Source organism: Phytopseudomonas daroniae (assembly GCF_004327275.1).
Classification (GTDB): Bacteria; Pseudomonadota; Gammaproteobacteria; order Pseudomonadales; family Pseudomonadaceae; genus Aquipseudomonas; species Aquipseudomonas daroniae.
The window spans coordinates 1-13,542 of the sequence record NZ_QJUJ01000007.1 but is presented as its reverse complement, the minus strand read 5'-3'; the positions used below and the strand labels follow the sequence as shown (position 1 = coordinate 13,542).

Sequence of the window (13,542 nt, the reverse complement as noted above, 5' to 3'; positions counted from 1 at the left end):
ACCATGCAATTGCAGTCCCTGCGCGATGTTGCCAGTCAGATCAACTCAGGGGGCGATCTGGGCGCCACACTGCGCCAGCTGGTGCGAGTCAGTTGCCAGCACACCGACTGGACGCTGGGCTCCATCATGTCGATCGATATGAGCCAGGGCTACGCCTACGTGGTCGCCCGTCACGATCCGACCTTGCTGCATCGTCCACTCAGCGATCGCTGGGAACTGACTTCGAGCCCCTCCGTCATCGCGTTGCAACGCAACGAACCGGTCTATATCCGCGACGTCCGCGAAAGCGAGTACGCGGGATATCGCATGGAATCCTACGAACGGGATTACCGCACCGTGCTGGTCATGCCGATGAGCTGCCGGGATTTCGAAGGGCGGCCAATGGTGCTGAGCGTGGTGTCGCGCGAGATCAAGGATATCAATGATGACGACCAAGCATTTTTGGGGATGATCATCCATCTGGGTGCCATCGCCGTGGAGCGCGAACGGCAATTCGAAGCTCAACGCCTGGCTGCCGAACAGCTGCAACAGGCACTGCGCGTGCACACTACCCTGCTGGAGCATGTGTTGGCGAAGGACTCGGTTTCTTCGCTGTCGTTGATGGTCTGCGACCTGCTGCCAAGTCCGTTGATCGCGGTTGACTTCACCACCAATCAGGTCATCGCCGGGCGCTCGCCGGATGCCTTGCTGTTCGATGATCCGGGCTGGCAGAACGCCGCCGCCGGGGTACTCAATTCGCAGATATCGAAAGCCTGCCGCGAAGCCCTGAACAGCTCACTGCGCAGCTCGGTGAATCTGTTCCTCGACGACGGCACGCGCACCTTCACGTCCAAAGTGCAGATCGAGCCATTGACTGTCGATCACGAACTGGTCGGTGCACTGATACTGTTCTCGGTGGCCCCGTCATTGAGCGAGCTGGATCAGGCGCTGCTGGACAGCGCGAAGTTCGCGCTGAGCGTGCAGATGATGCGCAGTTTCATTCGTTTCCGCTTCGAAACGCGCACGCAAACCGAACTGTTCTTCGAGGTCATCGAGCGCCGCTGGCGTGACGCCGACGATGTCCAGCAGCGGGCTCAGCGCCTCTACATGACCTTCAATGCGCCGCAGCAAATGATCGTCGTCGACTTCTCCGATGGCGCCAAAAAGCCAGGTAATCAGTCCAACAACCTGCACCACAATGCCACCCGTATTCTGCAGCGGGCCGGAATTGCGTCCACCGTGATCGCCATCGACAAGGGCCTGGTCTGCCTGCTGCCGTTCGAGGGCGGCGCAGACAGGATCAACAAAGTCATGCGGCGCATGAGTGATGACCTGATGCACTATCTGGATGTCGAACCGATCATGGTGATCAGCACATGCTGCACAACGCTGAACGACTATCCCACCGCCTGGACACGCTGCCGCCGAATGATCGACATCGCCCGCTCCTTCGGACGAACCGGACCTCAGTCGGGCCAGGACTTCGGCCCAATGCCCTTGCTCATCGCAGCTGCCGGCGGAGAGGACATCCGTGCTTACGTGGTCGACAGCGTGGGTGCGATGATCGCCCACGACCGCCAGCACGGCACGCCCTACCTGGAAACCTTGTCGACCTATTTGCAACAATGCTGCCGTAACCAGGCCTGTGCCGACGCCATGGGCGTGCATGTCACGACTCTGCGCTACCGCTTGGCCCGTATTCAGGAACTGTTCGACATCAAGGTAGATACGCCGGAACGAAGATTTGCTATCGAACTGGCAATTCGCCTGCAGAGGGTCATGGAAAACTGATAGAACCACGTTCAGTATTCGCTCAACCGGATGAGGCCGGAGCTGCACGACGCCGCATCACCATATACCACCCAATACTACAGCGAGTTTGTCGAGTGCTAGAATGCAGCGCCAAATGCGGAAGCCGCCTGAGAATATCCGACGTACCGAAATGCAGCCAAACCCAACCTCAACACTAGCAACCCAGCATCCCGAACCATCCCGCCGCTTCTCCGTGGCGCCGATGATGGATTGGACGGATCACCATTGCCGCTACTTTCTGCGCCAGCTCTCGCGGCATGCCCTGCTGTATACCGAAATGGTCACCACCGGCGCGTTGCTGCATGGCGATACCCAGCGGTTTCTGCATTACCACGAAACGGAGCACCCGCTTGCGCTGCAGCTGGGTGGCAGCAACCCGGCTGATCTGGCCGCGTGTGCGCGGCTTGCCGAACAGGCAGGTTACGACGAGGTGAACCTCAACGTCGGCTGCCCCAGCGACCGGGTGCAGAACAACATGATCGGTGCCTGCCTGATGGCCCATCCGGCGCTGGTCGCCGAGAGCGTCAAGGCGATGCGCGATGCGGTGAGCATTCCCGTTACGGTCAAGCACCGGATCGGCATCGATGGGCGCGACAGCTATGAGCAGCTCCGTGATTTCGTCGGCCAGGTGCGCGACGCCGGTTGCCGCAGTTTCACCGTGCACGCGCGCATCGCCATTCTTTCCGGCCTGTCGCCCAAGGAAAACCGCGAGATCCCGCCGCTGCGCTACGACATCGCCGCACAGTTGAAGCGGGACTTCACCGAGCTCGAACTGGTGCTCAACGGCGGCATCAAGACCCTGGAAGCCTGCCAGCAGCACCTCGAAATCTTCGATGGCGTGATGCTGGGTCGCGAGGCCTATCACAACCCTTACCTGCTGGCCGAAGTCGACCGTCAGCTGTTCGGCAGCGAACGCCCGCCAATCAGCCGTTACGACGCCATGCTCACCATGCGCCCCTATATCGAACGGCACATGGCCGCAGGCGGTTTGATGCACCATGTCACCCGCCATATGCTCGGGCTGGCCCAGGGTTTCCCCGGCGCTCGACGCTTCCGCCAGCTGCTTTCGGCGGACATCCACAAGAGCGATCAGCCGCTGGCCATTTTCGATCAGGCTGCCGAACTTCTGCTGGGGCGCTAAGCCATTAGTTGAGCGCTACCTGAGGCTCAGGTAAGGTCATGGCACCCGAATCGACAAGGCCGCGCCATGACCTCCAAACTGGATCAACTCAAACAGTTCACCACCGTGGTCGCCGACACCGGTGACATCGACGCTATCGCCCGCCTCAAGCCAGTGGACGCCACCACCAATCCTTCCCTGCTGCTCAAAGCTGCAGCACTGCCGCGCTATGCCGAGCTGCTCAAGCAGGCGGTCAGCGCCAGCAAGGGCGATGTCGACCTGGCCAGCGACCGTTTTGGCGTGACCGTTGGGCGGGAAATTCTGCAGGTGATTCCGGGGCGTATCTCCACCGAGGTGGATGCCCGTCTGTCCTTCGACACTCAGGCGACCCTGAGCCGCGCTCAGCGCCTGGTCGAGCTGTACGAGCAGGCAGGCGTCACCCGCGAGCGCATCCTGATCAAGATCGCCTCCACCTGGGAAGGCATCCGCGCCGCCGAGCAATTGGAAAAGGCTGGCGTACAGACCAACCTCACCCTGCTCTTCTCCTTCGCCCAGGCCCGCGCCTGCGCCGATGCCGGTGCCTTCCTGATCTCGCCATTCGTGGGGCGCATCTACGACTGGTACAAGAAAGCCGAAGGCCGCGATTATGTCGGTGCCGAAGACCCGGGCGTGCAGTCGGTCGCCCGCATCTACGAGTACTACAAGGCTCATGGTCACAAGACCGTCGTGATGGGCGCCAGCTTCCGCAACGTCAGCCAGATCGAACAACTGGCCGGCTGCGACCGCCTGACCATCAGCCCTGAACTGCTGCAGCAGTTGGCCGACGACAATGGAACGCTGGAGCGCAAGCTGAGTGCCGAGATTTCCGGCAAGGGCGAAACGCAGATCGGCGAAAGCCAGTTCCGCTGGGAGATGAACGAAGACGCCATGGCTACCGAGAAACTCGCGGAAGGCATCCGTCAGTTCGCCCGCGATCAGGAAAAACTGGAAAAGCTGCTGGCAGCCAACACCTGAGCCGAAATGGAAGCGGGGCGCCGACTCTATCGGCGCCCCGCTATCGGCAGCAGTCGATCATCAGGGATGCTGTTCGAGGGCGCTGACCAGGTCATGAAAGGCCGCGCGGTTCGACTCGTTCAACCCCATCAGAATGCGGTGCGCTTCGAGCACGTGAGCCCGCACCACCTCTTCCGACTGATCCTGCGACGGCAGATCGGCCAGGCAGTTCGGGCACTCATAGGGCTGGTCGATGATATTGAAAACCTGATCGAAGCCCATCGATTGCAGCAGACGGGTGATATCGGCGTGGGTGGTCACCACGGTCGGCAGCAGGCCAACCTTCTGCCGCGACAGAATCGATAGTTTGGCCAACAGCCCCAGGGTGGTGCTGTCGATGCTGCGCGTTTCCGTCAGGTCGATGACGATGGCGGAAAAATTCAGCGCGGTGAAAATCTTTTCGATCGTGGAATCCAGAGCCGAACACAAGGTCAGGCGCACTTCGCCGACGAACTTCAGGACGAAGGTACCGTCCTGCTCGGCGAACTGGATTCTACCGGGGCTTATCCCAGGATTCATGCAAGGTTCCTGCTTAACACCAGCAAGGCGATATCATCCGGCATCTCCGCCAGATTGGCCAGTCCAAACACGCTGCGCAACCCGTCCAGGGTTCCACCTGCTTCGCTCACCAGTTTCGGCAGCAAGGCTTCTTTTTCCTGCAGAGTGTCGCCGGGCAGCAGGTCAAGAATGCCGTCCGACAACAGGGTCAGGCTGAACGACTCCGGAAGATCGATTTCCAGATCGGTGTAATCCGCTTCGTTGAACAGACCGACGGGCAAGCCGCGGCCTTCCAGATAATGCGCTTCGCCACCGCTGTACATCACCGGCAGCGGCAGATGGCCGCCAATGCTGTAGGTCAGGCGATTGTTCTCTTCGTCGATCACTCCGCCAAGCATGGTCACGTGCTTGCCCAGCTTGCAGTTGATCAGCCCCCGGTTGATATGGCCGAGCACGTCCGACGGTTTGAACTCCGGAAGCATGCCATTGCGTCGAGACTCGTAGAGCAGGCGCGTGGTCATGAACTTGAGCAACACGGTGACGAACGCCGAAGAAGCGCCGTGACCGGAAACGTCTGCCAGATAAAAGGCGACTCGCCGCTCATCGACACGGAAATAGTCGACGAAATCACCAGAAAGGTAGAGCGAGGGAATGATCTGATGAGCGAAGGACAACCCTTCGTTTTCCCAGGGCGTGACGGGCAGCATGTTCATCTGCACCTGGCGCCCGGCGTTCTGGTCTTCCTGCAGCAGGTGCAGGCTGGCCTGCAACTCGCGGTTGGCGGTTTCCAGCTTTTCCCGGTAACGCTCGTTCTCCTGACGCAGATGCACGCGATCCAGGGCTCGACGTACCGAATGCTCGAGCACCGCGAGGTCTTCCAGAGGCTTGATCAGGTAATCGGCAGCACCGAGGCGCAAGGCTTCGACCACGTCGGCCATCACCCCGGCACCGGAGACCACGATGATCGGCGCGGCGATGTCCAGGGCATTGATCCGGCGGATCAGCTCGAGACCATCGACCTGAGGCATGCGCAGGTCGCAAATGACCAGATCCGGTCGTTCGCGCTCGAAGACTTCAAGACCTTGCGTGCCATTGCCGGCGAGCAGGATATTGAAGCCGCTGTCTTCCAAGTAGGCTGCAATGCTGGCGCGGACGACTTCATCGTCATCGATCAGCAGCAACGTGGCACTGGTTTTGTGCATGGGGTGTCCAGGCAAACTGCGCCGGGGATGGTTAGCGTAAACGCAGCCAACAACCTGCGCGGGTACACGGTTCGCGTCAAGGCGCAGACGGTACTCCCATCCTCAACACGATTCAACAGGCGCCGCTCGCTGCCGGGCGACTTTACACCTTAAATCAGTGAGGGTTATAAGAACCGCAGCAAAGCCCCACCACAATGAGGATAGCTTGATGAGCCAAAGTGATCGTGATTACGAGGAAAAGCGCGATTACATTCGCATGCGCCTGGAAACACAGGCGACGCTCCATCATGGCGGCCAGGCAATCCCGGCGCTGTGTCGCGACCTGTCGAGCACCGGTATGCAACTCGAGGCACAGTGCCAGGTGCAGGTTGGAGACAAGGTGCGCGTACTGATCCCTTCCGGGCACGAGGAGTTGAAGGGGCTGGAAACCGAAGCGGAAGTGGTGCGGGTGACGGATCTGGAAGGTGGCCGACAGATTCTCGGCCTGGCCGTGACCTCGATGAACTGAAATGAGCTGTAACGCGATGGTAGCCCCTCCATCGCGTCGCCATCCCAGCATCTATCCTTGCCTTCGAGCATTACCGTAGCGGTAATGCCTTGGCATCAGAAATCGTCTTCGACCTCACCATCACGCACCCGGAACTCACGGTTCTGCAGGTAGGCGTTACGGATGAAGATGTACTTGTCCCCACTGATCATGCGTTCGGCATCCAGCAGGCTGGCGCGCGTGTCCACCACGTTGATGCCGCGGGTGACGTTGCGACTCGGCACGTGATCCATATAGGGATAAGGCGTGAGGAAGTTGTCCGGAATCCTGCTCGGCGCATCGCGCAGCGAGCTCGGGCCGAGCAACGGCAGCACCAGATAAGGGCCACTGCCCACGCCCCAGACGCCAAGGGTCTGGCCGAAGTCTTCATCGCTGCGCTGCAGGCCCATGCGGCTTGCCACGTCGAAGAAGCCAAGAACGCCCAGGGTGGTGTTCAACAGCAGACGGCTGGTATCCACACCGGCGTCATACGCCTTGCCCTGCAGCAGGTTGTTGGCCAGGTTGCCGACATCACCGACGTTGCGGAACACGTTGTGCACACCGGTTTCGAGGAACTGCGGCGTCACCGCCTGGTAGCCCTGGGCCAATGGCTTGAGAGCGTAGGTATCCACCGTATCGTTGAAGCGGAAGATGGGCCGGTTGACCGACTCCCATGGATCTTCCGTAGCCGCCTGGCCTGCCAACGGCAGCACCATCAAGCCGGCACAGGCCAGCATCCGGCCGAAGTTCCCGATCCAATCCGATCCAATCAAACGCATTGCTGTTCTCCTAGGCTAATGAGCACGGTCTCTCCGGCAGCAGCGGCGTAGTATAAAGCCGCACGCGGGCAATAGGCAGAGCACTGATGCCCGACACCCTACGCGAGCCTGAGCCACTTCACATTACCGGCATCAGCAATCACCAGCGTCACGGCATCGTCATATTGGCTTGTCATGGTAGACGCGATCATCGCCAGGGAACGACATTGCATGCCCCAGCCAGCACTCTCCGCAATCACCCCCTCCTTCACCGCCATCCTGTTCGGCCTCTCCGGTTGCCTGGTGGATTTCGGGGCCCGCAGTGCATCGCTGGCCGGCGCTCGCCATCTCACCCTGATCCGCGAAGATGGCGGCCCGGCACGCAAGCCCGATGCCAGCGGCCCGCATGATATAGAAATCTGTGCCGAGCCGACCCCAGGGGCGCTGGCGACCCTGCGCAGCCTGCACGAGCAGCGCGTACCCTGCGCCTGGTTGGATGAGTTGCCGGAAGCACTCGCCACGAAACTGACAAGCCAGCTGCCCGAATGGCTGGCGGCCTCCCCGCTCTGCTCACAGCGCAACTGGCCGGCGCCGGATGCCTGCTGGCAAGCGTTGAGCACCCTGCAGATCGACCGCCTGGATGGCTGCGTGCTGGTCAGCGGTGAACCGCGCCTCCTGCAGGCGGGCCTGAATGCGGGATTGTGGACAGTAGGCCTGGCCGCCTGCGGCTCCCTGGGCGGTCACGCTCTCGCCGACTGGGAAATGCTGAACAGTATCCAACGCGACCGCCTGCGCGCCGAGGCAACGCTGACGCTCTACCGGCTGGGCGCCCATTCGGTAATCGATCAATTGACCGACCTGCCCGCCTGCCTGGACGATCTGCAGATTCGTCGCAGCAAGGGCGAAAAACCCTAGGGCCTGTTGGCGTTTCAGCGCAAGCTGCTGCAATGCGGTGCAATAACTGCGTTGCTTCAGGTCAAGCGCAATGCTTTGGGCTGGATTATCTTGAAGATGAAGTAATGACCTTTCGTCGTCCTGCACGGTCAATTGTTTTGCCTATCAAGAAAGGGAGAGTCCCATGCCTGCGAACCATCTGCAGCAGCAACTGGAAGAGCTGCACAAGCAACTGGCGCAGAATCCGCCAATAAGCGAGGAAGATCGCGAGTCACTTATCCTGTTGGCCCGTGACATCGAGCTGCAACTGGCTGCTCAACCAGTCACCACGCCCGATGCCTCGTTGATCGACGGGGTCAATCTGGCCGTGGAGCGCTTCGAAGTGAGCCATCCGACCCTGGCCGGGAGCCTGCGCAATATCATGCAAAGCCTGGCAAACATGGGTATCTGATTACAGCGTCGCAATAAAAAACCAGCCTGAAATGGCTGGTTTTTTATTTGTGAGACGCTTACTGCCTGACCAGGCGCCGGTTCTCCGGCAGTTGAGTCAGTGTCGTCCGATAGGGATTGATATCCAGCCCACCACGCCGTACGTAACGTGCGTAGACGGTGAGGTACTCCGGATGCAGCAGCCGCTGCAGATCCAGGAAAATGCGCTCCACGCATTGCTCATGGAAGTCGGCGTGCTGACGGAAACTGACCAGGTACGCCAGCAGGCTCGCGGGTTCAAGCGCCGCACCACGATACTCGACCACCACACTGCCCCAGTCCGGCTGGCCGGTCACCGGGCAATTGGATTTGAGCAGATGGCTGTGCAGGCTTTCCTCGACGACGCGTGAAGTATCGCAATGCAGCAGCTCAGGCCGAGGAGCCGTGTAGTTGCTGATGCTGACGTCCAGATCGTCGATACAGGTACCTGGCAGTGTGGCCAGGCCCTCCTGCTCTACCTCGTCCAAACGGCGCACACGCACACCAACGGGCTTGCCGGCAGTCGCGGAGAGATCCTTCTCCAGCACCGCCACCAACTCTGCCTCAGTGGCGAATACAGACTGATTCAGCGAGTTGAGATAAAGCTTGAAGGACTTGGACTCGATGATGTTCGGCGAGTCGGCGGCAATCGTGAATTCACCGATCGCCACCACCGGCTTGCCGGACGGCAGCAACCAGGACAGTTCGAAACAGTTCCAGAAATCCACACCCCGATACGGCAGGTTTTCCGCGCTCAACCCCAGCTCGGCCCACTTGGCCGCTCGCGGGATGGGAAACAGCAGTTCGGGCGAATAGGTGGCGATGTACTCGCTGCTCTTGCCTAGCGGCGAATGTTCCACGGAATGCATGACGGTTTACCTGCAACGCAATGAATGCGGCGACTGAATCGCCGCCGTACAAGAATGGATGGACGGATCAGTCCAGCTCGGCAACCAGTTTGGCCAGCGCGGCGGCTGGGTCAGCGGCCTGGCTGACCGGACGGCCGATCACCAGGTAATCGGAACCGGCTTCCAGCGCCTGACGCGGCGTGAGAATGCGCCGTTGATCGTCCTGCGCGCTGCCAGCCGGGCGGATGCCCGGCGTGACCAATTGCAGCGCAGGTTGAGCGGCTTTCAGCGCTGGCGCCTCCAGAGCCGAACAGACCAGACCGTCCATACCAGCTTTCTGGGCCAGTGCAGCCAGGCGCAACACCTGCTCCTGAGGCTCGATATCCAGGCCGATACCGGCCAGGTCTTCACGCTCCATGCTGGTCAGCACGGTCACACCGATCAGCAGCGGCACCGGGCCATTGAACTTGTCCAGCGTCTCACGGCAGGCACTCATCATGCGCAGGCCGCCGGAGCAATGTACGTTGACCATCCACACCCCCATCTCGGCCGCGGCCTTGACAGCCATGGCAGTGGTGTTGGGGATATCGTGGAATTTCAGGTCGAGGAACACCTCGAAACCGCGCTCACGCAACGTGGCGACGATATCCGACGCACAACTGGTGAACAGCTCCTTGCCCACCTTGACCCGGCACAGCCTGGGGTCGAGCTGGTCAGCCAGGGCAAGCGCAGCCTCCCGGGTCGGGAAATCCAGGGCAACGATGATCGGGGTCTGACAAACGGACATGGGACAATTCTCGAAGGAGCCAAATTCGGCGCGCATTGTAGCCTAAGCCACTGTCGATTGCCGTCGCCCTTTACAGATGGCGGCACAGCCGCCGAGCCGCGTCACTGACACAGTTGAGCTGCACCTCGCCCAGGCCCAACCAGGCCGCCATGTCACGCAACGCCCGGGCCAGCGCCGCCAAGCCCTCCTCATCCAGCCCCTTCGGTTCGAGGTGCACGGCATGCACGGCCAGGCGCCCCAGCTTACGCTCCGCACGAATATCCAGGCGCGCGGCGATATGCTCGCCGTACAGGAACGGCAACACATAATAGCCATACACCCGTTTGTGCTGCGGCGTGTAGATTTCCAGGCGATAGCGAAAATCGAAAAGACGCTCGGTACGCGCCCGCTCCCAGATCAGCGAGTCGAACGGCGACAGCAACGCACAGGCCATCACCTTACGAGGAAGCTTGAAGGATTGCTGACAGTATGCAGGCTGCGTCCAACCGCGCACCTCGACGCGGCTCAAGGTGCCCTCCTCGAGCAGTTCATGGATGCGCGCCCGACTGTCCGCGGGCTCCAGGCGGAAGTAGTCGCGCAGATCCCGTTCCGTGGCGATACCCAGTGCGCGCGCCGCCTGCAAAACCAACTGGCGCTGCGCGTCTGCCACATCCACTTCCGGGCGCTGCAACAAGGCAGCCGGCAGCACGCGCTCCGGTAGATCGTACAGGCGCTCGAAGCCACGGCGCCCCGCCACCGTCACGTCACCGGCGGCGAATAGCCATTCCAGTGCCAGCTTCTCGGCACTCCATCCCCACCAGGGGCTGTTGCGTGGCCGCTCCTGCACCAGACTGCCCGCACCCAATGCACCGCGCTCACGCACGGCCTGCAATACTTGACGAATCAGTGGCTGCTGCTCACGGCCGAACAATGCCAGCCCCTTGTAGATACCGCGCCCTTGCCGAGCACGCTGCATACGCCAGCGCATCAGCGGGAAGGACTCCAATGGCAGCAGCGAAGCCTCGTGGCCCCAGTATTCGAACAGCGTACGCCTACGTCCCTGGCTCCAGGCCGCCTGTTGCAGCAATAGCGGATCGTACTGACCGAGGCGCGAATACAGGGGCAGGTAGTGCGAGCGCACCACGGCATTGACCGAGTCAATCTGCAGCACACCCAGGCGCTCGATCAGGGCGTTCACCTGCCGGGCACCCGGTGCCGCGGTGCGTGAGCGCCCGGCAAAGCCCTGAGCCGCGAGCGCAACACGACGGGCCTGGGGCAATGACAGGGAGTCGATCAGGGGCATGGGGCTACCTGGAATATGACGACGCTCCCACACAGTAGATCATCACCGCGCACAGACCAAGCCGGCAGCCCAGTCTTTCATATGCACAGCGGTCGTCCCGCAATGGGCTCTCGGTTTCCTGAAACGCCTTGGCGCGGTTAAGCCGCGGATCCTTCAGGGCGCGTCGTTCAACGATGCCAGCCTCATGCGACTGCGCAACGAACCCGCTCGCAGGCCAGCGAAACACTGATCGACCAAATCGTCGAAGGCTTCAGACTTTGATCCCGAGCATCAGCGCGCAGATCAGCAGAAACACGGTGAACAGTACCCGCAACAAGCGCTCCGGCAAGGCATGGGCCAGACGCACGCCCCAACTGATGCTCAGTAGCCCGCCAATCGCCAGGGGAATGGCCAGCGCCCAATTGACATGACCATGCAGCGCATAGGTCACCAGGGTCACGCCGGTACTCGGCGCCGCCAATGCCAGCGACAAACCTTGCGCTACCACCTGAGAAGTGCCGAACACACTGGTGAGAATCGGCGTGGCGATGACGGCGCCGCCAACCCCGAACAGCCCACCAAGCAGCCCCGAACCACTGCCCAACACCGCCAGCCAAGGCCAGGGATGACGCAGTTCGCCCGAGGCTGCCGGCGGCCGCAGGCACATGCGCAGCAGATTGTAGAAAGCCAGCGCGACCAGAAAACCGACGAACGCCAGGCGCATGGATTCCGGATCGAGATTCACCGCCCAGCCGGCGCCAAACAGCGCACACACGAAGCTGCTCAGGGCCAGCGCCAGGGCGTGACGCAGATCGATGCGGTTGCGCTGATGGTAGCGCCACAGCGCCAGCAGCACGTTAGGTACCACCATCACCAGCGCCGTACCCTGAGCCAGTTGCTGATCCAGCCCGAACATCACACCGAGTACCGGAATCGCAATCAGACCACCACCGATACCGAACAGACCACCGATGGTACCCAGCAGCAGGCCAAGTACGATATTGAGAGCGAATGCGAGCAGATCCATGAGGCAGTCCGAGGAAAGCGAAGTGTGCGCATCCTACCCGCTGCCGATTGGCGGGGTAACGCACAGCCCGGCATAATGGTTGTGCGAATCACGCAAAGATAGACACATCATGAATCCAGATGCCCTGACCGACCAACTCAGCCTGTTCCTCGACGTACTGGAAAGCGGCAGCTTTTCCGCAGCGGCCAGACTGCACCCGCTCACGCCCTCAGCGGTATCGCGGCGTATCGACGCGCTGGAGCGCTCCCTCGATTGCAGCCTGTTCAGTCGCAGCACCCACGCGGTGCGTGCAACACCCGCCGGACTGGCCTTTGCCGAACGGGCCAGGCGGATTCTTGCCGAGCTGCATCTGGCGCGCGCCGAGGCGGTGTCGCTGAGCAGCGCCCCGGAGGGCCTGATCCGTATTGACGCTCCAGCCCCCTTCGGTCGCCGCCACCTGGCGCCCGCCATCGCCGATTTCCTGACTGCCTATCCGGGGCTGGATGTGCAGTTGCGGCTGATCGACAGCTTTATCGACCTGCATGGCGCCCATTTAGGCGAGGTGGATCTGGTACTGCGTATCGGCCCGCTGGCTGACACGCGTCTGGTCGCCACTCCGCTGTCGCCGCTGATCCGCGTGGTCTGTGCCAGCCCAGCCTACCTGGAACGCCACGGTGTACCGCGAACGCCTGCAGAACTGCTGGAACATGACGGCCTGGACTGGGATGGCCTGGCGCCCGCCTATGCCTGGCGCTTCGAAAGCGAAGGAAAGCTTGCCATGTATCGCCCCCGCCGCCTGCGCATGACGGCCAACAATGCCGAAACGCTGGTATTCAGCCTGCTTGCCGGACTCGGTGTGGCCCACCTGCCAACCTGGCTGGTCAGCGAATACCTGGCCCGTGGCGAACTGGTCGCGCTGTTTTGCGAGAACGGCTTGCCGGCTCCGGAGCCCAGCGGCATCTATGCCTTGCGCCTGGAGCGCGATGCCGATTCACGCAGCCGCCTGCTCCTGGAGTTTCTGAAGAACCGTTTCGGGCCGATTCCGCCCTGGGATATCCCCCTGCAAAGCGGCTTGCAGCGTGGTGCCGGCAACTGAGACACCAATAAAAACGCGGCCGAAGCCGCGTCGTGATTATTCTGCTTCTGCCTGGCAACACCTCGGCAGCCGGCACACCGGTGCATGTGCCGGCTGATCGACGCCTCGATCAGAAGAAGCCCAAAGGGTTGATGTCGTAGCTGATCAGCAGGTTCTTGGTCTGCTGATAGTGGTCGAGCATCATCTTGTGGGTTTCGCGCCCGACCCCGGACTTCTTGTAGCCGCCAAAGGCCG

Annotated in this window: 15 protein-coding genes; 7 read left to right on the top strand and 8 right to left on the bottom strand. The window is 61.4% G+C overall.

Going from position 1 to position 13,542, the window contains the following annotated elements:
- The first annotated feature begins 3 nt into the window (after nt 1-3).
- The 3 genes from DNK10_RS16555 to tal all read left to right on the top strand — a co-directional run bounded on the left by DNK10_RS16555 (nt 4) and on the right by tal (nt 3,925).
- Entirely contained in the window at nt 4-1,770 is a 1,767-nt protein-coding gene (locus tag DNK10_RS16555) for a helix-turn-helix domain-containing protein (RefSeq protein WP_131192314.1), read from the top strand.
- A gap of 151 nt (nt 1,771-1,921) precedes the next feature.
- On the top strand, nt 1,922-2,932 hold the full coding sequence (gene dusA, locus DNK10_RS16550) for a tRNA dihydrouridine(20/20a) synthase DusA (protein ID WP_131192313.1): 1,011 nt from the start codon (nt 1,922-1,924) through the stop codon (nt 2,930-2,932).
- A 66-nt stretch (nt 2,933-2,998) separates the two neighbouring features.
- Entirely contained in the window at nt 2,999-3,925 is a 927-nt protein-coding gene (gene tal, locus DNK10_RS16545) for a transaldolase (RefSeq protein WP_131192312.1), read from the top strand.
- A gap of 60 nt (nt 3,926-3,985) precedes the next feature.
- Here tal and rssC read toward each other — a convergent pair whose 3' ends face one another.
- A complete protein-coding gene (gene rssC, locus DNK10_RS16540) occupies nt 3,986-4,471 on the bottom strand; it encodes an anti-sigma factor antagonist RssC (protein ID WP_131181587.1) in 486 nt (161 codons plus the stop codon).
- A gap of 8 nt (nt 4,472-4,479) precedes the next feature.
- Nucleotides 4,480-5,664: a two-component system response regulator RssB gene (rssB, locus tag DNK10_RS16535; RefSeq protein ID WP_131181514.1), complete on the bottom strand. Its 1,185-nt coding sequence runs from the start codon at nt 5,662-5,664 to the stop codon at nt 4,480-4,482.
- Nucleotides 5,665-5,872: 208 nt separating this feature from the next.
- Here rssB and DNK10_RS16530 point away from each other — a divergent pair, with 208 nt between their 5' ends.
- Complete coding sequence (locus DNK10_RS16530; RefSeq protein ID WP_131181515.1) at nt 5,873-6,172, top strand: PilZ domain-containing protein; 300 nt, start codon at nt 5,873-5,875, stop codon at nt 6,170-6,172.
- Nucleotides 6,173-6,267: 95 nt separating this feature from the next.
- Here the strand turns inward: DNK10_RS16530 and DNK10_RS16525 are convergent, their stop codons facing one another.
- Nucleotides 6,268-6,927 (bottom strand): MlaA family lipoprotein, encoded by a 660-nt coding sequence (locus DNK10_RS16525; RefSeq protein ID WP_423228070.1) that lies wholly within the window; start codon nt 6,925-6,927, stop codon nt 6,268-6,270.
- A gap of 252 nt (nt 6,928-7,179) precedes the next feature.
- On the opposite strand from DNK10_RS16525, the gene pcrP reads away from it, so the two are divergent.
- Together pcrP and DNK10_RS16515 are read left to right on the top strand one after the other, a co-directional pair.
- Nucleotides 7,180-7,863, top strand: a complete 684-nt coding sequence (gene pcrP, locus DNK10_RS16520) for an HAD superfamily inactivated hydrolase PcrP (RefSeq protein WP_131192311.1) — start codon at nt 7,180-7,182, stop codon at nt 7,861-7,863.
- A gap of 163 nt (nt 7,864-8,026) precedes the next feature.
- The gene (locus DNK10_RS16515) at nt 8,027-8,293 is read left to right on the top strand and encodes a DUF4404 family protein (protein ID WP_131181518.1); all 267 of its coding nucleotides are present in this window, start codon (nt 8,027-8,029) and stop codon (nt 8,291-8,293) included.
- A 58-nt stretch (nt 8,294-8,351) separates the two neighbouring features.
- On the opposite strand, the gene queF is transcribed toward DNK10_RS16515, so the two are convergent.
- From queF to DNK10_RS16495, 4 genes are all read right to left on the bottom strand, one after another.
- A complete protein-coding gene (queF, locus tag DNK10_RS16510; protein WP_131192310.1) occupies nt 8,352-9,179 on the bottom strand; it encodes an NADPH-dependent 7-cyano-7-deazaguanine reductase QueF in 828 nt (275 codons plus the stop codon).
- A 67-nt stretch (nt 9,180-9,246) separates the two neighbouring features.
- Entirely contained in the window at nt 9,247-9,945 is a 699-nt protein-coding gene (pyrF, locus tag DNK10_RS16505; RefSeq protein WP_131192309.1) for an orotidine-5'-phosphate decarboxylase, read from the bottom strand.
- A gap of 70 nt (nt 9,946-10,015) precedes the next feature.
- Complete coding sequence (locus tag DNK10_RS16500; protein WP_131192308.1) at nt 10,016-11,227, bottom strand: winged helix-turn-helix domain-containing protein; 1,212 nt, start codon at nt 11,225-11,227, stop codon at nt 10,016-10,018.
- Nucleotides 11,228-11,477: 250 nt separating this feature from the next.
- A complete protein-coding gene (locus DNK10_RS16495) occupies nt 11,478-12,233 on the bottom strand; it encodes a sulfite exporter TauE/SafE family protein (RefSeq protein WP_131181522.1) in 756 nt (251 codons plus the stop codon).
- 109 nt (nt 12,234-12,342) lie between these two features.
- On the opposite strand from DNK10_RS16495, the gene DNK10_RS16490 reads away from it, so the two are divergent.
- A complete protein-coding gene (locus tag DNK10_RS16490; protein ID WP_131192307.1) occupies nt 12,343-13,308 on the top strand; it encodes a LysR family transcriptional regulator in 966 nt (321 codons plus the stop codon).
- A gap of 109 nt (nt 13,309-13,417) precedes the next feature.
- Here the strand turns inward: DNK10_RS16490 and DNK10_RS16485 are convergent.
- Nucleotides 13,418-13,542 (bottom strand): aldehyde dehydrogenase family protein (locus tag DNK10_RS16485; RefSeq protein ID WP_131192306.1); only part of this gene is annotated, 125 nt, incomplete at its 5' end.